General features: G+C 63.6%; 17 protein-coding genes. 8 read left to right on the top strand and 9 right to left on the bottom strand.

All coding sequences use genetic code 11. From position 1 onward, the window contains the following. Positions 1 to 75 precede the first annotated feature (75 nt). A complete protein-coding gene (locus PG2093B_RS05505) occupies positions 76 to 1350 on the bottom strand; it encodes an LCP family protein (RefSeq protein ID WP_165369717.1) in 1275 nt (424 codons plus the stop codon). Between the two features lie 62 nt (positions 1351 to 1412). Continuing rightward, complete coding sequence (locus tag PG2093B_RS05500) at positions 1413 to 2852, bottom strand: LCP family protein (protein ID WP_347379605.1); 1440 nt, start codon at positions 2850 to 2852, stop codon at positions 1413 to 1415. Positions 2853 to 3062: 210 nt separating this feature from the next. Here PG2093B_RS05500 and PG2093B_RS05495 point away from each other — a divergent pair, with 210 nt between their 5' ends. Next, the gene (locus PG2093B_RS05495; RefSeq protein WP_129897626.1) at positions 3063 to 6161 is read left to right on the top strand and encodes a glycosyltransferase family 2 protein; all 3099 of its coding nucleotides are present in this window, start codon (positions 3063 to 3065) and stop codon (positions 6159 to 6161) included. Further along, complete coding sequence (locus PG2093B_RS05490; protein ID WP_129897625.1) at positions 6158 to 7702, top strand: DUF5719 family protein; 1545 nt, start codon at positions 6158 to 6160, stop codon at positions 7700 to 7702. The genes PG2093B_RS05495 and PG2093B_RS05490 overlap by 4 nt, the downstream gene beginning before the upstream one ends. A gap of 8 nt (positions 7703 to 7710) precedes the next feature. Here the strand turns inward: PG2093B_RS05490 and PG2093B_RS05485 are convergent, their stop codons facing one another. Then, positions 7711 to 8139, bottom strand: a complete 429-nt coding sequence (locus PG2093B_RS05485; RefSeq protein WP_022858603.1) for a metallopeptidase family protein — start codon at positions 8137 to 8139, stop codon at positions 7711 to 7713. Between the two features lie 84 nt (positions 8140 to 8223). Here PG2093B_RS05485 and PG2093B_RS05480 point away from each other — a divergent pair, with 84 nt between their 5' ends. Both PG2093B_RS05480 and PG2093B_RS05475 read left to right on the top strand, forming a co-directional pair. Beyond that, positions 8224 to 9048, top strand: coding sequence for an HAD-IIB family hydrolase (locus PG2093B_RS05480; RefSeq protein WP_129897624.1), 825 nt, complete (start codon positions 8224 to 8226; stop codon positions 9046 to 9048). Further along, entirely contained in the window at positions 9045 to 9770 is a 726-nt protein-coding gene (locus PG2093B_RS05475) for a ComF family protein (RefSeq protein WP_129897623.1), read from the top strand. The genes PG2093B_RS05480 and PG2093B_RS05475 overlap by 4 nt, the downstream gene beginning before the upstream one ends. On the opposite strand, the gene PG2093B_RS05470 is transcribed toward PG2093B_RS05475, so the two are convergent. The 3 genes from PG2093B_RS05470 to glgB are packed head-to-tail and all read right to left on the bottom strand — an operon-like array spanning position 9765 to position 13828. Further along, positions 9765 to 10844: a sensor histidine kinase gene (locus PG2093B_RS05470; RefSeq protein ID WP_129897622.1), complete on the bottom strand. Its 1080-nt coding sequence runs from the start codon at positions 10842 to 10844 to the stop codon at positions 9765 to 9767. The genes PG2093B_RS05475 and PG2093B_RS05470 overlap by 6 nt on opposite strands. Then, positions 10844 to 11557, bottom strand: a complete 714-nt coding sequence (locus PG2093B_RS05465) for a response regulator transcription factor (RefSeq protein WP_129897621.1) — start codon at positions 11555 to 11557, stop codon at positions 10844 to 10846. Before PG2093B_RS05465 ends, PG2093B_RS05470 begins: the two co-directional genes overlap by 1 nt. 18 nt (positions 11558 to 11575) lie before the next feature. Beyond that, positions 11576 to 13828 carry a 1,4-alpha-glucan branching protein GlgB gene (gene glgB / locus PG2093B_RS05460; protein WP_129897620.1) on the bottom strand — a complete coding sequence of 751 codons (2253 nt, stop codon included), beginning with the start codon at positions 13826 to 13828 and terminating at the stop codon, positions 11576 to 11578. Between the two features lie 137 nt (positions 13829 to 13965). Between glgB and PG2093B_RS05455 the strand changes: the two genes are divergently transcribed. Both PG2093B_RS05455 and ispF read left to right on the top strand, forming a co-directional pair. Further along, complete coding sequence (locus PG2093B_RS05455) at positions 13966 to 14562, top strand: CarD family transcriptional regulator (protein ID WP_022858597.1); 597 nt, start codon at positions 13966 to 13968, stop codon at positions 14560 to 14562. 14 nt (positions 14563 to 14576) lie between these two features. Then, a complete protein-coding gene (ispF, locus tag PG2093B_RS05450; protein ID WP_207215000.1) occupies positions 14577 to 15044 on the top strand; it encodes a 2-C-methyl-D-erythritol 2,4-cyclodiphosphate synthase in 468 nt (155 codons plus the stop codon). 15 nt (positions 15045 to 15059) lie between these two features. Here ispF and PG2093B_RS05445 read toward each other — a convergent pair whose 3' ends face one another. Genes PG2093B_RS05445 through PG2093B_RS05435 form a run of 3 tightly spaced genes read right to left on the bottom strand, consistent with a single transcriptional unit; the run spans position 15060 to position 17869 of the window. Then, entirely contained in the window at positions 15060 to 15896 is an 837-nt protein-coding gene (locus tag PG2093B_RS05445; RefSeq protein WP_129897716.1) for a metal ABC transporter permease, read from the bottom strand. 22 nt (positions 15897 to 15918) lie between these two features. Beyond that, positions 15919 to 16800 (bottom strand): ABC transporter ATP-binding protein, encoded by an 882-nt coding sequence (locus PG2093B_RS05440; RefSeq protein WP_129897619.1) that lies wholly within the window; start codon positions 16798 to 16800, stop codon positions 15919 to 15921. 40 nt (positions 16801 to 16840) lie between these two features. Beyond that, a complete protein-coding gene (locus PG2093B_RS05435) occupies positions 16841 to 17869 on the bottom strand; it encodes a metal ABC transporter solute-binding protein, Zn/Mn family (protein ID WP_242502830.1) in 1029 nt (342 codons plus the stop codon). A 124-nt stretch (positions 17870 to 17993) separates the two neighbouring features. Here PG2093B_RS05435 and PG2093B_RS05430 point away from each other — a divergent pair, with 124 nt between their 5' ends. Together PG2093B_RS05430 and rpsA are read left to right on the top strand one after the other, a co-directional pair. Then, positions 17994 to 18878, top strand: coding sequence for a bifunctional methylenetetrahydrofolate dehydrogenase/methenyltetrahydrofolate cyclohydrolase (locus PG2093B_RS05430; RefSeq protein WP_129897618.1), 885 nt, complete (start codon positions 17994 to 17996; stop codon positions 18876 to 18878). 142 nt (positions 18879 to 19020) lie between these two features. Further along, positions 19021 to 20502, top strand: a complete 1482-nt coding sequence (gene rpsA, locus PG2093B_RS05425) for a 30S ribosomal protein S1 (RefSeq protein WP_022858591.1) — start codon at positions 19021 to 19023, stop codon at positions 20500 to 20502. The last annotated feature ends 62 nt before the right edge of the window (positions 20503 to 20564 follow it).

Here is a 20564-nt window from a genome sequence, read left to right as displayed (position 1 = left end):
GTGCCGGCAGGGCGCAAGCGGCGCGGGGGCATGTGGTCGGACGGTCGGTGCTGTTCGCGCGTGGCGTATTCCGGGCTAGCCCAGTTCGGCCGCGCTGCCGACCACACCGGGGTCATGGGTGCCGCCGGCGAGCTGGGTGAACAGTTCGAGGTTGCGTGGATTGTCGAGCAGCACGCAGGAGCCCACGCCGTCCACATAATAATTGGGATCGCTCCAATAGAGGCTGCCGGTGATGCCGTTCGAGCCCGAAGCGTCACGGAACGCGAGCAGCATGTCGAGCAGGGTCTTGGGATTGGTGCGCTCGTCCACGGTGATCGCCTGCAGCGCCGCATCACCGACCTTGCGCACAGTGCCGAAATTCATCAGTGTGGCGGGGGAGGCCGCTTTCTTGGCGATGGCGCCGATCACCTGACGTTGGCGTTCGGCGCGCCCGAAGTCGCCCTTGGGGTCGGAATAGCGCATGCGCGAGAACGCGAGCGCCGTATGTCCGTCGACGACATGGCAGCCGGCCTTCCAATGCAGGTCGGAAAGCTCATCGTCCACGTCCTGGTCGTAGCACAGTTCGATGCCGCCGAGCGCGTCGACCACGCCGGTAAGTCCACCGAAGGTGATCTTGGCCACGTGATCGACCTTCTGGCCGGTGATGTCCTCGATCTGTGTGGCGAGTTCCTGACGGCCATAGATCTGCATTACGGCGTTGATCTTGAGCAGGACGTCATCCACCTGCACAAGTGAATCGCGGGGCACCGAAATGAGCGAGCTGGGGCCGTGCTTCGGCTTGGTGAGGATGAGGATCGTGTCGGTGCGGTTTCCAGGGGTGTCATCGCTGCCGGTGGTGCCGTCGCGCTCATCGGATCCGAGGATGAGCCATGTCGTGGCCGGCCCCGCGGCTTTGCCGGTGAGCCAGTCCTCTTTGCGCAGGCTGCCGCTGACCCAGTTCCAGATGCCGAACCCCGCGCACAGCGCGGCGACAAGCACGATGACAAGCGCGGCGATGAGGCCGTTGCGCACACGATGGTGTGTGGTGTGCGGACGCGCGTTTGATGGTCTGGTCGTCACCGCTGCCGCCGTGGTAGCCGAGCGAGCCGGCTGTTGGGGGTGTTGGTTCGTTGCAGCATTGCTTGATGCGCCTGCAGTGGCGCGTGGTGCCCGGTCGCGTGCCACACGTGGCGGAATGGAGGCGGGGGCGGGCTGCGTGGCGGGCGTGCTCGATGATGAACGGCGGGAATGGGGGGCGAACGACGGCGGCGCCGGTTGGCCTTGCGCATCCTGAACGGTGGCTTTGCGGCGCGGCTTCGGCGCGAAGCTCGGCGGCGTGTCGGGACGACCGTGCCCCTCATCGTTCGTCATGGTGACCTCCTGAAACAATGGCATGCTTCGCGCATGCCCGATCGGTGGGATGCAGCGGCTGGCTACTGCTTGGTGGCAGGCACCGCGCACACGGTGTTGTTGAGATACTGGTAGGCGATGCCCACATACTGGTTGGTATCGGGATCCTTGATTGCACCGGTCTCCGGATCCACAACGCCACCTGTCTCCGGATCGATGAGTGTGCCGTCGGGCTGCTTGATCAGGCCGGTCTGCGGGTCGACGGTGGGGGCTGGCGTCGCGGCTGGCGAGTCGGTGCCCTCCTGCGAAGGCCCGGTCGTCTCACTTGGCGATGCGCTTGGGGTCTCGCTCGGCGTGGCCGAGGCGCCCGTGTCGCCGCCGTCTTCGTTGGTGTCGGATGGTGTGGTGTCCTTCGTGGAGAACAGCGGTTTGTCCTCACGGAACTTGGCCCATACTTCGTCCGCGTCCGGTGCCCACACCACACGGTTCGGATCCGTCGGCGCCTCGGTGATGGGCACGGTCTGCATGTACAGATGGTCGAGCGGCATGTTGCGCAGGCTCATCGCCAGGCCCACCAGCGCCGCGGTGTCGGCCATGCCCTCACTGATGCTCAGCGAATTGATGGCAGCACGCACCAGTTGGTAGAGCTGGCTTGTCTGCGTGAACAGGTTCTTTGAGATCGCCTCGTTGAACAACGATTTGATCAGGTATTGCTGGCGCGTGGTGCGCATGATGTCCGAACCGTCGGTGCCGGTGCCGTAGCGCATGCGCGCGTAGTTGGTGGCTGATTTGCCGTCGAGGTGGTGCATGCCCTTCGACAGGTCCATGTCCGTATTGGCGTCCACGGTATGCACTGGGATGCACACGTCCACGCCGCCGATCGCGTCGATCATGTCGGCAAGGCCCTTGAAGTCGACGACGATGAAGTTGGAGATGTCCAGGCCGGTCAGGGAATTGATGGCGCTCACCGTGCAGCTCGCCGCGGACGACAGGTCTCCGCCCACAGCATAGGCGGTGCTGAAAATCGAGTTGAACATCACGCCGTACTGGGCGGGGATCGTACCTTGGGACGTGGTGCAGCTCGGCACGTCCACAAGCGAATCGCGCGGAATCGAGACGAGGTTGATGAACTGGCGGTCGGCGGCGATCTCGACGACCATCGTCGTGTCGGCATTGTGCACACCGGCGTTCTCGGCGCCGTCCCCGGCGATGTCCGCATTGCCGGCGTCTCGGGAATCCTGGCCGATCAGCACGAAACGGATCGGCTGTCCGGCATTGGGATCGAGGTACTCCTGGTGCTCGAAGTGTGAGTCCACGCGGCGCTCCTGCACTGCGTGGTCGATATTGAACCACGTGGCCGCGGCCACTGTGCCCCAAAAGACGAGTACACCGGCGATGAGGCATGCGATGACCATGCGCGCGCGGTGGCGGATGGTGTAGGCGATGGCGCTATGGCGTGGGCGGCGTGGCACCGCCGAGCCCGGATTCGTCTGCTGCGTGTCTTTTGTGCTATGGGAAGCCACAGGTTCGCCTTTCCGTGTCGACATCGGTCGCGCCTCACGGGAACACTGCGAGCAACACACCCACTGCCCCTCGTCGAGCCGCAATCTTCTGCGATTATAAGGCATGTATGTGAGAAGCGGCTCGATTCTCATGTGCGCCGGCCTCCACAGCCCCCTGTATGCAGCGGTATGCGGGCGGGTGAATATACCCTGTTGCGTACACTGTCAACTATGACCCTCTCAGGTAACAGCGAGATCCAGCAAGTGATCGGCGAGGCGTTGGCATCGCGCCCATACTCACACGACCAGCGGGCGGTGACGAACGTCACCGCGGTGATCACCGTGGAGCACGACCTGCGTTTCCTGCCCCGCACGTTGGCATCGGTGCTGCGGCAAAGCGTGTTGCCGTCGACGATCGTCATCGCCGATTGCTCTGGGAACACCGTCCAGTCCGTGCAGACCAGTTTCGAGATCATCCCCACAGTGGCCGAGGTCTATCAGGAGGTGCCGGAACCGCAACGCATCAGCGTGCAGCTTGTGCGCGTGACCCAGGCCAAATCGTTTGCGGACGCGGTGGCCAAGGTGCTGCGCACCGCGCAGGTCGACACCTCGACGAAGATGCTGTGGCTGTTGCACGACGATTCGCGGCCGGCCGACGACCGCTGCCTCGAGGCTTTGCTCGACGCGTGGCGCAACACACCCACCGCCGCGTTGCTCGGCGCCAAACAACTCGACTGGGAAGGCGCACACCTGCATGCGGTCGGTGCCTATGCCGCCTCACACCGTGTGACGACGCTCGTCGTGGACGGCGAACCCGATCAGGAGCAATATGACACACGCCGTGACGTGTTCGCTGTCTCGCTCGCCGGCGCCCTCGTGCCGGTGAACACGGTGACCGTCGTGGACGGCGTCAATCCGTGGTTCGGCACATTCGACGAATCCGACGACTTCTGCCGTAGGTTGTGCCGCAACGGCAAGCGTGTGGTCGTCGTGCCGCAGGCCCGTATCGCGCACCGTCGCGCCCGGTGGGACGGCGTGCGGTCCAAAGGCGGCGAACCGATCGATCAGGATGATGCCACCAACACTTCGATGGCACAGCTTTCCGGTGAACAGAAGTACCGGTATACCGACATCAACGCCTTGTGGTGGCCATTGGCCTGGATCGCCGGCCTCATCATCGCGGCCGCGAGCGCCATCCGCCTGCTGTTTCGTAAAAACCCATACCGTGCGTGGTGCACGCTGTGCATGCCTTGGATCGCGCTCTGCGGCATTCCCGGGGCGCTCAGCGCACGCCACCGCCTCAAGAAGGTGAGCACCGTGCCCCGGCGTGCCTTGGCGCCGTTGACCGCCGACCGGCAGCAGATCCGGCAATGGCATGCGCGCATCGACGCATTCAACGACCAATGCAACAATGTGGTGCTCGACCCGCTTGCCACCGCCCATCTGCGTGCGCGCCTCATCCGGCGCTGGGCGCTTGCGGCCACAGCGGCGCTGCTTGCCTTGATTTGCACCGTCATCATGTACTGGGGCATTCTGCGGTACGCGTTCGCCGACACTTCGATGTACTCCAACCAGCTGCTGCCGACCGATGCGACATTCCGTCAACTGGTGGAATCGGCCACCACGCCATGGGTGTTCGGCATCGGCACCGGCATCCCAGTGCCCCCAACGCCATGGCTCCTTGTGCTCATGGTATGCAGCGTGTGCACCGGTGGTCATGTGAGTGTGGCGATGGCACTCATCTTCTTCCTCTCGGCGCCATTGTGCGTGCTGTCGTTCTGGGCGCTCGCCGGCGTGGTCACCCGCTCCGACACCGTCCGTGTGCTGTGCGGCCTGCTGTGGTACGGATGCGCGCTCGCCTTCGGACTCTACGCCGAAGCGAACCTGCCGATGCTCACCGTCATGGTGTTCCTGCCCGGCGCATTGGCGTTGTCGTTCAAGGCGGTCGGCCTGTACCGCACCGAAGCCCCCGTCAACCCGCGCTCATCGATCCAAGCCGCAGCGGCGTCCGCCCTCATGTTCATCCCCGCCGTCGCGGCCGAACCGCAATTGTTGCTGGCGCTCATCGTGATCTTCGTGGCGTTCCTCGTCTTCGTGCGCCGCCACCGCCTCATGCTGCTGCTGATTCCGTTCCCGGCGGCCTTCGCGTTGGCGCCGACGCTCGTCAACGCCGTGCGGTACGGGGCCGACGGCATGTGGCGCCAGCTGTTCGGCGACATCATGGTGCCGGTCGCCACGGTGAACGGCACCCCGAAGATCCTCAACCTCAACGCGCTCATCTGGCGCACCTTCGGCATCGACGCACCGCAGACATGGTCGGCATGGGCCACACCGGACGGCATCCGCGACGCGTGCATCATCATCACGATGATCCTGATCGTCATCGTCGCCATCGTCGCCCTGTTCCGCCCGTCCATGTTCCGCGCATGCCGGATCCTGTGGACGGTGGCGATCTGCGGATTCGCGCTCGCCATCGTTTCCGCAGCCGTTGTCGTGGCTGTTATGCCCTACGGTGTGGCCGGCGGCTCGGTGCTACCCGGTGTGGCGCTCGCCGCATGCGGACTTCTCGGTTCGGCGGCGTTGATGGCGGGCTCGGCGGTCAAACCGTTCAATCGGTTCACGGAAGAGCCTGCATCGCCATTCTCCGCCGGCCGTATCGGGCGCGCGGCCATCGCCGTGCTGCTCGCCGTGGCCACGGCCTCATGCTGCTGGTATGGCTGGTCCATCGCTGCCCGCGATGGCATTGGCATCACCGGTTCGGGCTTGCCGATGGTCGCACGCGACTATCTGGACCAGCAGAGCGACCGCCGCGTCCTCGCGTTGCGCGCGAGCGGCAATGGCACCATCGAATACTCGGTCATGCGCACAGGGCGCGGCGATCTGATCGACAGCTCGCCGGCATACCGGGTGAGCGCGGCGTACGGTCTGCAGCATGACACGGACGATGAGCAATTGGCCCGGTTGAGCGCGCATCTGCTGGCGAACAGCGATGACGATGCCATCGCCATGTTGAGCGATCTGGGATTCGGCGGCATCTATGTGGTCACCGGTGCATCCGGTGATATCAGCGCCCGCGCGAGCGAGCAATTGCTCGCCAACGTCACGGCGTCGCAAGGCACGCAATCGGTTGTGGGCAGCACTGACGGCACCTATTTCCGTTTGACGCTCAACGCCACCCCCAGCCAGCACATCGACGCCAGCGCACAGCATCTGGTCCAGCACAGCCCGTGGCGTTCCGCATGGCTCTGGTGCCTCGGCATCATCGTGGTGCTGTACTGCCTTGTGGCCATTCCACGGCGCCGCACCGCCGCAAAGGAGGAACAGGAATGAACGCGCACACCAACCGCAAGCCGATCGACCAGGCGCACCATGCGCGCAAAGCGATCGCCACGACCGCCACAGGTGCCATTGTGGCGGCGCTCATTGTGGGGCTGACCGTATTGCCGGTCGAAGGCGTGGGCGCGGACACGGCGCAAGTCTCCAATGTTGAGGTGCGGGAGACGGTCAGCCCCAAGCAGATCGTGCAGTACTGCCCCGCGCAGATGGGGTTGGCTGACACCGAGGCCTTCGGCGACACGGAGTTCCAGGCCAGTGTCGGCAATCTGCAATCGAGGCGCCGCTACGCCGCGTTCGGATCGATTTTCCATGCGCAGTCGCGCAACCTCACCGATGCCGAAGGCGTGGATGCGGACGTGCTCGAAAGCCCCACCCAGGATGACGGCACGGTGGCCTACGTCTCATCCGCACAGAACGCGAAAGACCCTTCGGTGCTGGAGACCCGTGTGCTCAGCGCCCAAAGCGGCACCGGGGCCACAGGGGCTCTCGCATCGTGGGCCACTGAAGGCGATCTTCCGGGTGTGGCGGCCTCGTCATGCGTCACCACCCAGTTGCAGCAGCGGTTCCTGGTGCCCGCCACTACCACAGGAAACACACAGCAGCTCATGCTCGCCAACACATCCGACAAACCGACGTCCGTGGATATCGCCGCATGGGGCACAGAGGGCGAGAAAATCGCGCTCGCCACGTCGAGCACCGTGACCGTTCCAGCCAATGGGCGCAGCACCGTCATGCTCAATGCCGCGGCCCCTGGACAGCAGGCGTTGTATGTCACGGCCACGAGCCAGAACACGCCGATCGGCGCGGTGATCCGGTCAGTGGCGATGGACGGGCTGACACCGAAGGGCAATGACTTCATCATGCCGTTGAGGAGCGCCTCGACGGAGCAGGCCATGCCCATCGGGGAGGAATGGAACGGTGCCGCGGTGTATGCGTTTGCGCGCCACGACACGAAGGTCACCTTGTCGTGGATCACCGACCATGGTCTTGTGGCAATGGATTCGTTCTCCATCGCCGCCGGCGTGGTGGCCACCCACGATGTGGGGAAGGCGCCGAAGGGCGCGGTTGCCGTCTATGCGCAGAGCGATGACGATTGCATGCTGGCGATGCGCGTGACGGCTTCCGGCGACGAGGGACAGCGGGATTATGCAGTGGTGAATGCCGAACCGGCCACACAACAAGCCGCACTGGCGATTCCTGCAGATGTCTCGGCGAATATGGTGGTCGCCAACATGGAGGAGTCGCAGGCCACGGCGACCTTCGTGGGGTACGATGCCTCCGGCAAACGGGTAGGGGATCATGAGGTGGAGGTAGACGCCAATTCGGCCGTCACACTGACCCCTGGTGACATCGGCAAAGGCGTCGTGGCGGTGGAGACGACCGGGAAGTCCGGATCGTTGGTATGGGGGGCGTTCCTTACGAACGACTCCATCGACGAAAGCGGTCTGGCCGGCATCGCATACCTGCCCGCCGCATCGTTGGAAGTGCAACGCCAGACCGTCACCGCCCGAAACGACGCATCCATCGTGCGCTGAACCAGACATCAGGTACCGAAATCGGGGTCGATCTCGTCAGGCCTACGCCCGTAGAGCTCAGCGATGCGCACCACAAGCTCATCGCGGATGGCGAACTGCAGATCCATGCGGTTGGGGGAGTGGGCCTGCAACGGCATGCGGTACAGCACCACGCGCGCCGGTATGCCATGCTCGGCGGGGAACCCCTGCGAGAACAACATCGGTTCCGATTCCCACGGCGCCGGCTCAGATGGCGGCACATCCTCGACGGCGAACTGCAGCGGTGCCACCAGATCCGGCCACGCTTCGGACAGCCGGCGGATCTGGGCCACCACCATGTCGTCGAACATGCCGCTTCTGGTGCGGTACCGCGGCAGGCGCGTGCCGAACATCGGCCGGCGCAGCCCGCGTCCATGACGGTTGCGGTAGACTTTGGCGTTCCATGGAGGTTGTAGCATGCCTCCAACTGTAAGCCATCGGCACGGCAATGCTACGATAGACAGCTACTGTACGGAAGACCTGCCGTCACACAAGGAGGCAACATGAGCGAACCGGTGAGCGTGGATTGCGCGCAGGTGGACATCAATGCGCTATGCGAGAAGATGCGTGTGGCCGCCTTCGACCTGGACGGCACCCTCGCCCGTTCCAAGAAGCCGATGCACCCGGACATGGCGCAGGCGCTGTCCACGCTGACGACCCTGATGCCGGTGGCCATCATCTCCGGTGGCGCCATGCCGCTGCTGGAAAGCCAGGTCACCGACGTGCTCACCGACGATGCCGACCGCACGCACCTCCATCTCATGCCCACGACCGGCACCCGCTATTTCCGGTGGTCCGGAGGGGAATGGACCCCCATCTACCAGCGTGACCTCGACCCCGAAGACCGTCGGGCGGCCATCGCATCGCTGGAACACCATGCCCGCGCCATGGGATTGTGGGAGGAACACACATGGGGCGACCGCATCGAGGACCGCGGCAGCCAGATCACGTTTTCCGCGTTGGGCCAACAAGCGCCCGTGGACGCCAAAGAGGCTTGGGATCCCACCAATGAGAAGAAGAACAGGCTCGCGCAGGCGGTGCAGCGGGACGTACCACATCTTCTGGTGCGTTCCGGCGGCTCCACAAGCGTGGATGTGTCCGGCCGTGGCATCGACAAATCCTATGCCGTACGCGAGCTCGCGCGCATCCTCGATGTGCCGGTGGGGTCGATGATGTTCGTCGGTGACAGGCTGGACCCCGACGGCAACGACTACCCTGCGGCGAAAGCGGGCACAATGGCCATTCGGGTCACCGGCCCAGAGGAGACGTTGCGCCTGTGCACCGCGATCATCGACTGGTACGGCACACACCAGCCGCGCATGGCATGAACGGCCTGGCAGGCGCGGCCGGCGCACTGACAGGCGCCGTGCGCGCTGTACGGGATGTGCTGTTCTCGCGTGGCTGCGCGGGGTGCGGCGCACCGGATGAAGTGCTCTGCGGCACATGCATGCACGGTCTGGTGCAGCCGGTGTGCTTCGATCTGCCGGCTACGGTGTGTGGGGTCGGCATGGCGTGCGGGAGCTATCGCGGTCCGTTGCGGCGTGCGGTGCTCGCATGGAAAGACCATGGCGACGCCGAATGCGACGGTCCGTTCAGTGACGCCATGGTGGCGTTGCTGCAGGCCGAGCCGTTGCGCAGCACGCTCGACCAAGTGGGGGCTGTGGCCGTTGTGCCTGCGCCGTCGTCGTGGCGATCCATCTGCGCGCGGGGGCGCAGTCAGCTTGACCCGATCGCCGGGGCGTTGGCCGAGCGGTTGTGCGCGTGGGGAGTGGAAGCGCGCGTGCAGTGTGCACTTGAGGTCAGGCACATACGCACCAAATCGGTGCAGACGGCGTCCGCGCGGGGGAGGCGTGAACGTGTCACCGGCCATATCCGTTGCCGCAATGGTGTGCGTTTGCCTGCAGGCATGCCGGTCATCGTCATCGATGACATCGTCACGTCGGGAGCCACGATGCGCGAATGCATCGATGTCCTGCGCGCACAAGGCAATCCGGTGCTCGCGGCGCTGGCCCTCGCCCATACGCCGCCGCGGGCACCGGATCGATCATGATTCGTCGTCGCCCTGTTCGGCGATCTGCGGATAGCAGGGCAACACGATTTCGAAGTTGACGCCGCGGGGGTCGTCGATGACCTGCACGGTGCCGCCATGGAGTTGCGCCGCCCAACGCGCGATGGACAGGCCGAGGCCGGTGCCGCCCGATTCGGTTCCCGGGCCGGACTTGCCTTTGACGAAGCGGCGGAAGATGTCGTTGCGGACCGATTCGGGGATATGCGACCCGAAGTTGACCACATTGACCACGACGGTGTCGTTCGTGCCGTCGCCGTGGGCCTCGATCAGGATCGCCGTGTTGTCGGGCGAATGCTTCAGCGCGTTGGCGATGATGTTGGTGAAGAGCTGGTGCAGCCGTGCCTCGTCGCCCTCCAGGTTGAGGTCATCGGGAATCCGCTGTTCGATTGTGTGCCCATGGCCGGTGTCCGCGTATTCGAGCGGCCCGATGGTCTCGCTGATGAACTCGGCGAGGTTGATCGGCGCGATCTCCAGGCTTGCGGCGCCCGCTTCCAGACGTGACAGGTCCAGCAGGAACGAGATGAGGTCCGAAAGCCGGTGGGTCTGTGTGAGGATGCTCTCCAAGTTCGCGGGGGTCGGTTCCACGATGCCATCCGCCATGTTCTCGACCATCGCCTGCAGCGCCGAGACCGGTGTACGCAATTCATGGCTGACGTTGGCGATCATGTCGCGCCGCATCTGGTCGGCATGCTCGAGTTCGTCCGCCATGATGTTGAACGCATCGGCGAGTTCGCCCACTTCGTCACGGCTGTTCTTCTTGATGTGCACGCGGGCGGAATAATCACCTTCGGCCATGGCCTGCACCGCACCGATCATCTGGGACAGTGGACGGGTCAGATGCCGGGAGGTGACGTACGTGAACACTAGCGTCGCGGCGATGGCGATTGGCAGTGCGATCCATCCGTTCAATCCGAGCATCGTGGCGATCCATGCGAGCACGAACGCCAAAACGCTCGAAACGACGATCAGGATGGTCAGTTCTGCGCGTAATGAGATGGGGCGTTTGGTGTCGCGTTGTGCGTCGTCACGCCCCATCCCGGATTTGGTGGTCGGCATCACTGCTCCGGCGGTTCAAACGCGTAGCCGACCCCATGCACGGTCCTGATCGTGTTGGAACCCAGCTTGTGGCGCAGGGCCTTGACATGCGAATCGACAGTGCGGGTACCGGAGGCGTCGACCCAGTCCCAGACCTCTTCGAGCAGCTGCTCGCGCGTCAGCACGGACTTCGGCTTGCGCGCCAAGGTCGTGAGCAGGTCGAATTCGGTCGGGGTCAGATGCACGGCTTCGTCGTTGAGCGTCACACGGCGTGTGGCCGGGTCGATTACAATCGAGCCGAAATCGAGGATCTTCGCGTCCTCGCTGTTCTTGGCGATCACTTTGGCGCGTTCCACACGGCGCAACAGCGCCTTGCAGCGCGCCAGCAGCTCACGCATCGAAAACGGCTTGGTCATGTAATCGTCCGCACCGGCGCTCAGGCCGATGATGACATCGGTCTCCTCGTCACGCGCGGTGAGCATGAGCACAGGCACCGGGCGGTGCGCCACGATGCGCTTGGTGGCCTCGACGCCGTCGATGCCCGGGAGCATCACATCCATGACGACGAGGTCGGGGTGCACCTGCGCCGCCGCGCGAATGGCGCTGATGCCATCCTGTGCCACACGCACATCCCATCCTTCAGACGAAAGCCGCTGAGCGATCGACGAGGCGAGTGTCGGCTCGTCTTCGACGACCAGGACGGTATGCGAAGGTTTGTCATTTTTGGAAGCCATGACTTCTGGTCCTTACTCTCATTGGTTGTCCGGAACCAGGAATACGGCTCCCAGCGCCGGAACAGTGATACGAGTGGACCAATCACGTGAGTGGTACGCGCCCGCGTTGGCTTCGATGTCGGTGTTGTGGATATCGGAACCGCCGTATTTCTTGTCATCCGTGGTGAGTACCTCACGCCAACGGCCGCCCTGCGGCAGCGGCACCTGGTATTCCTGCCAGGCGGTTCCCGAGAAGTTCACCACGACCACCATCTGCTCGCCGTTCTTGCCGATGCGCATGAAGCTCAGCACATTGTGGTCGCTGTCGTCACTCGTGAGCCACTGGAAGCCATCGGGGGTGAAGTCCTGGCTCCACAGGGCTGGCGACTGCACATACAGCTTGTTGAGGTCGCATACCAGATCCTGTACGCCACGGTGGTCCGGCCAGTTCAGGCAGTTCCAATCCAGCTGGCTGTTGTAGTCCCATTCGCCATACTGTGCCAGTTCATTGCCCATGAACGACAGGTTCTTGCCCGGGTGTGCCCACTGGTACGCGAACAATGCGCGCACGCCGGCGTACCGCTGCCAATCATCGCCCGGCATCTTGCCGAAGAGCGAGCCCTTGCCGTAGACGACCTCATCGTGGCTGATCGGCAGCACATAATGCTCCGAATAGGCGTAGACCATCGAGAAGGTGATCTCGTCGTGGTGCCACTTGCGGTTGATCGGCTGTTCATGCAGGTATTCGAGCGTGTCGTGCATCCAGCCCATGTTCCACTTGAGGCCATAACCCAGGCCGCCTTGGTCGGTCGGGGCCGTCACGCCCGGGTACGCGGTCGATTCCTCGGCGATCATGACGATGCCGGGGTTGTTCTTGTACGCCGTGGCATTGGCCTCCTTGATGAAGTCGATCGCCTCGAGGTTCTCGCGGCCACCGAACTTGTTCGGGTGCCATTGGCCCGGTTCGCGGCTGTAGTCGAGGTACAGCATGGACGACACCGCATCCACGCGCAGGCCGTCGATGTGGTATTCGTCGAGCCAGAAGCAGGCGTCCGCCACGAGGAAGTTGCGCACCTCACGGCGGCCGAAATTGAAGATGTAGGTGCCCCAGTCCGGGTGCTCGCCACGCGTCGGGTCCGGGTCCTCATACAGCGGGGTGCCATCGAAACGGCCGAGCGCGAAGGCGTCCTTGGGGAAGTGCGCCGGCACCCAGTCCATGATGATGCCGATGCCCGCCTGATGGAACTTGTCCACCAGGTACTTGAAGTCGTCGGGGCCGCCGAGACGGGAATCCACCGCATAATAGCCGGTGACCTGATAGCCCCACGATCCGGAGTACGGGTATTCCTCAAGCGGCATGAACTCCACATGGGTGTACCCGAGCTTGAGCACGTACGGCACGAGTTCGTCGGCGAGCTCACGGTAGTCATGCACGTCGGAACGCCAGCTGTTGGCGTGCACCTCGTAGATGCTCATCGGACCCTCGTGCGGATCGGTGGCCGCGCGCTTGGACATCCACTCGTCATCATCCCAGGTGTGCGACGATTCCACCACGATCGAGCCGGTGCGCGGTGGAATCTCATGCGAGCGTTCCATCGGATCGGCCTTCATCTCCCAATTGTTGTAAGCGTTGAGGATGTGGTACTTGTAGATCTCACCGGCCTGCACGCCCGGCACGAAGAGCTCCCAGACGCCCGAGGAACCGAGTTCGCGCATGGCGTGGGTGGTGCCGTCCCAATTGTTGAAATCGCCGACCACACGCACGGCGTGGGCGTTCGGCGCCCAGACGGTGAATGCAGTGCCGACGACCTGTCCGCCTTCGGTGCCGTCCGCGGAACCCATGGCGTCGTCGTAGCGCTTCACGTGTGCGCCCATCGCCTCCCACAGGCGTTCATGGCGCCCCTCGCCGAACAGGTAGAGGTCCATGTCGCCCACTGTGGGCAGATAGCGGTAGGGGTCGTCCTGCGTGCTCGTCGTGCCATCTTCTGCGACGGTGCGGATGCGGTAGTCGGGAACACTGTAGCCGTTGTCGGTCTTCACGGCCGGCACAACGGCGACGAAGACACCGTTGTGCTCCGGCTGGGCCTGCGTCTCACCGTCCTTGGTGACGATCGTCACCGACTGGGCCTTCGGGCGCAGTACACGGATGGTGCACGTGCCCTCGTACTGGCCGGAGCCGAGATGCCCACCGAGGATTTCGTGGGGGTTGTAGAAGGCAGCATGGCTCACTGCGTCCAGCTGATCGTCGTTGACTGGGACGATGGCCTGAATATCAAATGTATTGTTAGTCATGTAACGAGAATAAGCCAGTCGCGGCGCTCATGGAGCGCGTTTTGCGTAAATTACGCCTGTTTTTTCAACAAAACTTCACAAGTCCACCGAAAGTGCCATAATTGTTCGGGTTTTATGGTTATTCTCACGGAGGATTCATGGGTTACAAGGTCGGCGACATGGTCGTGTATCCACGTCACGGTGCGGCGAAGGTCCAAGCCGTGACCGAACGAACGGTCAAGGGTGTGACCCGTGAGTACCTCAAGCTTTCGGTCTTGTCAAGCGACGATCTGGAGATCTTCGTGCCGGTGGACAACGTCAAGAAGGTCGGCGTGCGCGACATTGTCGACGGTGACGAGGTGGCGAAGGTCTTCGAGATTCTGCGCACGCCGATCATCGAGAAAGAGATGAACTGGTCGCGTCGCTACAAGCTGAACGTCGAGAAGATCTCGACCGGCGACGTGAACAAGATCGCCGAGGTTGTGCGTGACCTCGCGCAGCGAGACGTGGACGAACATGGTCTTTCCGCGGGCGAAAAGCGTATGCTCACCAAGGCCCGCAGCATTCTGACATCCGAGATCGCCCTGTCGGAGAAACTCGAGGAGGAAGAGGCGCAGCGTCTGCTCGACGTCAACCTCGGCTACTCCGAGCCGCAGCCGGGCGACGAGGACCATCACACGCAGGCCCCTGAAGAGGCCGCCGCCGACACGTTGGCCCGTCTGGAGTCCGAAAACAAGAAGTCGAAGAAGAAGTGAACGAATCGTTGCGCATGGGGCAGGGGTTCGACGCGCATCGGTTCGCCGACGAGCGTGATCCCCGGCCCCTTATGCTCGCAACCCTTGCGTGGAGCGGCAACGGAATCGAAGGTGATTCCGATGGTGACGTGGTGGTGCACGCCATGATCGACGCGCTGCTCTCTGCGGCCCATCTGGGTGACATCGGCACATTGTTCGGTGTGGGAGAATCGTCTCAAGGCGCTGGCATGAGCGGTACCGCGATGCTCACCCGTACGATGGAACATCTACACGACCATCGGTGCGTCCCGTGCAGCATCGCCGTGTGTGTCATCGGCAACCGGCCAAAACTTGGACCCCGGCGTGCCCAAGCCGAAGCGCAGCTGTCCGCGATCTGCGGATGTCAGGTCTCACTGACCGCCACCACGACCGATGGCATGGGCTTCACCGGCCGCGGCGAAGGCATCGCCGCCACGGCCACCGCGCTCGTCGAAGTGCGGTAGAGACGCGCCTGCAACTCACGTCGTGCGGTGGCGCGCCGCCTCGATGCCTTTCGCAATGCCCCAGAACAGTGTGGAGAGCGCGACGATGATGAAGCTCGGGGGAGCGGGGAACATCGCCGACAGCACCAGTCCACCCCAGATCGACACGAGGCACAGGGCGGTGGAGACGACAATCGCGCGCATCGGCGTGGTCGTGACCATCGTGGCGGTGGCGGCGGGGGTCACCACAAGCGCGAAGATAAGCAACGTACCCACAGCCGGCACGGCGATCGTGATCACCCCGGCGAGCACCGCCATGAACAGCACATTCATCAGTCCGATCGGCACGCCCTTCGCCTGGGCCACCTGCTCGTCAAGCGAACTGAACAGCAGGGGGCGGTACGTGACGGCAAGCACGGCCAGCAGCACCACATCGAATACCGCGAATCCGATGATCTGACCTGGGGTGACCGTGAGGATGGATCCGAACAGGATGGATTGGAACTGCTGTGAGGCGGAGCTGGACATACGGGCGAAGAACAGGCCAAGGCCGGTGGCGAAGGCGAGCACGGTCCCTGTGGCGATCTCGCGTTGCGAGGCGCGTTTGCCCAGGGCCGCGATCACCAAGGCGCCGCCAAGCGCGAACGCGCCCATGCCGAACGAGACGGGAAGCCCCAGCAGCACCGCCCCCGTGGCGCCGGGCAGGCCGATGTGCGCCAAGGCGTGCGCCGCGAACGTCGAATTGCGTGCGATGGTGAAATACCCCACCACGCCGGCGGCGAGCGCGATGCACAGCCCGGCGATGAACGCGTTGAGCATGAAGGGGGACGTGATGGTCGAGACCCACTGCGGGTCGTAGGTGAGTGAATTCATGTGCACAAGGTCTTTCTACCGTCTACTGTGCGCGGTCGTGGTCGTATTCATGGTGATGGAATTGCGCGACTTCATCGGTGCGGTGCGTGTCGGCGGAAGCATCCGGCCTGGTGAGCGCCGGAGTCACGAACATGTCGCCCTGCGGGGTGGTCACGACCTGCACCGTCGTGCCGTACAGGTGGGTGAGCAGATCGGAGTCGAGCACCTGGTCGAGGCGGGCGTAATGCGGGTGCCCATCAAGCAGGTACACTGCACCATCCAGGATGGGCAGCAGCATGTTGAGGTCATGGGCGACGATCTGGATCGTCATGCCGAGCTCGGAATTGAGCTGCGCGAGGATGCGCACCGTGGCGCGTTGGCTCGCCAAGTCGAGGTTGGCGAGCGGTTCGTCGAGCATCAACAGTTCGGGATCGCTCACGAGAGCCTGGGCGATGGCGACACGTTGGCGCAGGCCCCCCGACAGTTCGGACAGGCGCAGTTTCGCTTTGTCGGCGATGCCGGTGAACTCCATGGCCTCACGCGTCTTCGCCCGCTGCGCCCGCGTGACAGGGTGGATGCCGAACCGGGTGCCGGTCAACCCCAAAAGCACGGATTGTTCGGCGGTCAGGCTCGAGTCGATGTCTGACGTATAGCTTTGCGGCACATAGCCGATGCGCGCGTTGTTCGTGCCCGGCGCTCCGCCAAGCACGCGCATGCTGCCATGCGACAGTGGGATCAACCCCAGTTCGGCGTTGAGCAGCGTCGTCTTGCCGGCGCCGTTCGTGCCGACGACCGCGGTCACGGTGCCGCGGGGGATGGCGAAGGTGCCATGGCTCCATATGGTGGTGTCACCGCGGCGGATCGCGGCGTCGGTGCAGACGATGCATGGATCGTCCGCGGTGACGCGCGTGCGCGTCTGTTCCATCAGTGCTCCTTTGCGTGCAGTGTGTACGTCTCGGCGCCGCTCAGTCGGCGTCCGCAGGTGAACTGGTGTCCGTGCTCGCCTGCGGGCTGGGGTTCTCGCTCGATGCGGACTCATCATCCTCAGCCGAGGGGACGAACGACGGATCGACTTTTTCGGTGATCTGTGTGAAGAGCACCTCGATCCAGTCGGTAAGGGTCTTGTAATTGCTGGGCATCTGCTCGGTGACGGTCTGCACCGGAATCTTCGCGTTCCGGGCGTCCTTGACAAGGCCGTCGGTCAGTTCGGTGGCGGTCTGTGCGCCGTTGATGAACAGGTCCACACCATCGTCGGCGAGCAATGCCTTGAAATCGCGCATGTCCGCGGCGGTGGGCTCGGCGTCGTTCATCATCGCCTGCGTGTACCCCTGCGGCGTGCGGTCCTCGAACCCCATGTCGCTCATGAGGTAATACGCCACGTCCTCGGTGGCGGCGTACGTCGTATCCGGATGCGCCTTGCTGAACTCGTGGATATGGCGTTCCAGCGTGTCTTCACGCGTCTGCCATGCTTTGAGGTTCTTCGAGAACGTCTTCTTCTCGTCCGGACGCAGGCGGCTGAACGTGTCGGCCAGTTCGCTCGCGATGGCGAAGCGGGCGTCGCGTGAGAACCACAGGTGGGGGTTGTCGCCATCCATGGCGCCCACGATGTCGCTCACGGAGATGCACGTTGTGGACGACGCCATGTTCTTGCTCGCCCAGGTGTCGTAGCCGGCGCCGTTGACGAGCGCCACATCGGCGTTGTGCAACGCCTTCACATCCTGCGCCGTGGGTTCGAAGTCATGGGCGTCGACCGTGGTCGAGGAGAGGATCGACGTCACCTTCACGTCATCACCGCCGATCGCGGCGGCAAGCGACCCCCATTGGTTGAGGGAGGCGACGAGCGTGATGGGGCCTGTGGTGGTCTGCGACGCACTCGCAGTGGGGTGCTCAGGCTGCGGGTTGAAGCTGCAGGCGGCTGCCGCCAGCACCATGGCCATGGCGCACAGCGCTCCCATGGCCATGCGGATGCGTGAATGGAATCGTGTGTGCGTCATGGTGTTGTCCTCCGTTGATGCGATGCATCCCGTATGCCGCACCATCATGAGACGGCACGGCGGCGCGGGCTCCCCACGTCCTACGATATGGCGAAGCGAATCGAACAGGAAAGGTGCTTTTCTCATGGCAATCATACTCGACGGCAAAGCGGTGGCGGCGCAAGTGAAGGCCGATTTGGCTGAGCGTGTACAGCGTCTGCGCGCCCATGGCGTGGTTCCCGGGCTCGGCACGGTGCTTGTGGGCGAAGACGCGGGCTCGGTCAAATACGTTGCCGGCAAGCACAAGGATTGCGAGGAAATCGGCATCGCCTCGATCAGGCACGATTTGCCGGCGGACACCACGCAGGAGGAGCTGCTCGACGTCGTCGGCGCGCTCAACGCCGATCCCGCATGCACTGGATATATTGTGCAGTTGCCGCTGCCGCAGGGCATTGACGCCAATGCCGTCATCGATGCGATCGACCCGGCCAAGGACGCCGATGGCATGCACCCGTTCAATCTCGGCGAACTCGTGCTGCATACGAGCGGACCTTTGACCACGCCACTGCCGTGCACGCCCCGTGGTGTGATTGAGCTGCTCGACCATTACGGCGTGGACCTGCATGGCAAGGAGGTGTGCGTGCTGGGGCGTGGCATCACGATTGGCCGTACCATCGGCCTGATGCTCACGCGGCGCGAAGTGGATGCCACCGTCACGCTGTGCCATACCGGCACGCGGGACGTGGCCTCCCACATCCGTTCGGCGGATGTGGTGGTCGCGGCGGTGGGCAAGGCGGGGTTTGTCACACCCGAAGACGTCAAGCCCGGTGCGGTGCTCGTCGATGTGGGTGTCTCGCGGGTTTATGACGACCAGACGGGCCGCATGCGCATCAAGGGTGACGTGGATCACGGCTGTTACGATGTGGCCGGCGCATACACCCCCAATCCAGGCGGGGTGGGGCCGATGACCCGGGCCATGCTGCTGCGCAACGTGGTCGAGGCCGCGGAGCGCTGGGCCGGGCTTGCCTGAAGCACCCGCGACACGCCCGAAATCCATGGAATGATTTGGGCATGGTTGCGGTTAGTATAGGTGATTGGCTGACTGAAAGGCCGGCCTGACGCATAACTGAAGAACGAACCTATCCATCCAACTATTTGTAAGAACCACATTAATGGCACAGAACAATACAGAAGTCGAAAAGGTCGCCATCAACGACATCGGCACCGTCGACGACTTCATCAAGGCAGTCGATTCCACCATCAAGAACTTCAGCGATGGTGATCTGGTTGAAGGCACCGTCGTCAAGGTCGATCGCGACGAAGTCCTCCTGGACATCGGCTACAAGACCGAGGGTGTCATCCCCTCCCGTGAGCTTTCCATCAAGAAGGACGTCGATCCGGATGAGGTCGTCAAGGTCGGCGACACCATCGAAGCCCTTGTCGTCACCAAGGAAGACAAGGAAGGACGTCTGATCCTGTCCAAGAAGCGTGCACAGTACGAGCGCGCTTGGGGCGACATCGAGAAGATCAAGGAAGAGGACGGCGTTGTCGAAGGCACCGTCATCGAAGCCGTCAAGGGCGGCCTCATCGTCGACATCGGTCTGCGTGGCTTCCTGCCGGCCTCGCTCGTCGAGATGCGTCGCGTCCGCGATCTGTCGCCGTACATTGGCCAGAAGATCAAGGCCAAGATCCTGGAGCTCGACAAGAACCGCAACAATGTGGTCCTGTCCCGCCGCCAGTACCTCGAGGAGACCCAGTCCGAAGTGCGCGAGACCTTCCTCTCGCAGCTCAAGAAGGGCCAGATCCGCGAAGGTGTGGTGTCCTCCATCGTCAACTTCGGCGCATTCGTCGATCTGGGCGGTGTTGACGGCCTGATCCACGTCTCCGAGCTGTCCTGGAAGCACATCGACCACCCGTCCGAGGTCGTCAAGGTCGGCGACAAGGTCACCGTCGAGGTGCTCGACGTCGATCTCGACCGCGAGCGCATCTCGCTGTCGCTCAAGGCCACCCAGGAAGATCCGTGGCAGCGCTTTGCGCGCACCCACGTCCCCGGCCAGATCGTGCGTGGCAAGGTCACCAAGATCGTGCAGTTCGGTGTCTTCATCTCCGTCGAAGACGGCATCGAAGGCCTCGTGCACATCTCCGAGCTCGCCAACCGCCACGTCGAGAACCCCGAGACCGTGGTCAAGCCGGGCGAAGAGGTCTTCGTCAAGGTCATCGACGTCGATCTCGACCGTCGCCGCATCTCGCTGTCGCTCAAGCAGGCCAACGACTCCGTTGATCCGAGCTCCGAGGACTTCGATCCGGCACTCTACGGCATGCCGGCGGAGTACGACGAGGAAGGCAACTACAAGTATCCGGAAGGCTTCGACCCGAACACCAACGAGTGGATCCCCGGTTACGAGAAGCAGCGCGAGGAATGGGAATCCCAGTACGCCGCCGCTCACGATCTGTGGGAGCAGCACAAGGAATTCGTCGCGAAGGAACTCGAGAACGCCGAGGCTTCGGCCGCCGAGGACGGCCAGAACGCGGCCAACGAAGAGAAGGTCGAGGAAACCTCGAACTACTCGTCCGAGACCGAGTCCACCGGCACGCTCGCCGATTCCGACCAGCTGGCCGCTCTGCGTGAGCAGCTGCTGAGCGAGAAGAAGTGAGCAGCTGAGCTCTAGCTTCGATGCAGGAGGCGCCATGCGCAACGCGCGCATGGCGCCTCCTG

The organism is Bifidobacterium pseudolongum subsp. globosum, assembly GCF_004155535.1.
GTDB classification, from domain to species: Bacteria; Actinomycetota; Actinomycetes; order Actinomycetales; family Bifidobacteriaceae; genus Bifidobacterium; species Bifidobacterium pseudolongum_C.
This window is presented reverse-complemented; position numbering and strand designations above follow the sequence as displayed.

Excerpts from the sequence above, each read along its gene's own strand:
- PG2093B_RS05505 (WP_165369717.1), bottom strand. The coding sequence starts at position 1,350 with ATGACGAACGATGAGGGGCACGGTCGTCCCGACACGCCGCCGAGCTTC.
- PG2093B_RS05495 (WP_129897626.1), top strand. The coding sequence starts at position 3,063 with ATGACCCTCTCAGGTAACAGCGAGATCCAGCAAGTGATCGGCGAGGCG.
- PG2093B_RS05490 (WP_129897625.1), top strand. The coding sequence starts at position 6,158 with ATGAACGCGCACACCAACCGCAAGCCGATCGACCAGGCGCACCATGCG.
- PG2093B_RS05485 (WP_022858603.1), bottom strand. The coding sequence starts at position 8,139 with ATGCTACAACCTCCATGGAACGCCAAAGTCTACCGCAACCGTCATGGA.
- PG2093B_RS05480 (WP_129897624.1), top strand. The coding sequence starts at position 8,224 with ATGAGCGAACCGGTGAGCGTGGATTGCGCGCAGGTGGACATCAATGCG.
- PG2093B_RS05475 (WP_129897623.1), top strand. The coding sequence starts at position 9,045 with ATGAACGGCCTGGCAGGCGCGGCCGGCGCACTGACAGGCGCCGTGCGC.
- PG2093B_RS05470 (WP_129897622.1), bottom strand. The coding sequence starts at position 10,844 with ATGCCGACCACCAAATCCGGGATGGGGCGTGACGACGCACAACGCGAC.
- PG2093B_RS05465 (WP_129897621.1), bottom strand. The coding sequence starts at position 11,557 with ATGGCTTCCAAAAATGACAAACCTTCGCATACCGTCCTGGTCGTCGAA.
- glgB (WP_129897620.1), bottom strand. The coding sequence starts at position 13,828 with ATGACTAACAATACATTTGATATTCAGGCCATCGTCCCAGTCAACGAC.
- PG2093B_RS05455 (WP_022858597.1), top strand. The coding sequence starts at position 13,966 with ATGGGTTACAAGGTCGGCGACATGGTCGTGTATCCACGTCACGGTGCG.
- ispF (WP_207215000.1), top strand. The coding sequence starts at position 14,577 with ATGGGGCAGGGGTTCGACGCGCATCGGTTCGCCGACGAGCGTGATCCC.
- PG2093B_RS05445 (WP_129897716.1), bottom strand. The coding sequence starts at position 15,896 with ATGAATTCACTCACCTACGACCCGCAGTGGGTCTCGACCATCACGTCC.
- PG2093B_RS05440 (WP_129897619.1), bottom strand. The coding sequence starts at position 16,800 with ATGGAACAGACGCGCACGCGCGTCACCGCGGACGATCCATGCATCGTC.
- PG2093B_RS05435 (WP_242502830.1), bottom strand. The coding sequence starts at position 17,869 with ATGACGCACACACGATTCCATTCACGCATCCGCATGGCCATGGGAGCG.
- PG2093B_RS05430 (WP_129897618.1), top strand. The coding sequence starts at position 17,994 with ATGGCAATCATACTCGACGGCAAAGCGGTGGCGGCGCAAGTGAAGGCC.
- rpsA (WP_022858591.1), top strand. The coding sequence starts at position 19,021 with ATGGCACAGAACAATACAGAAGTCGAAAAGGTCGCCATCAACGACATC.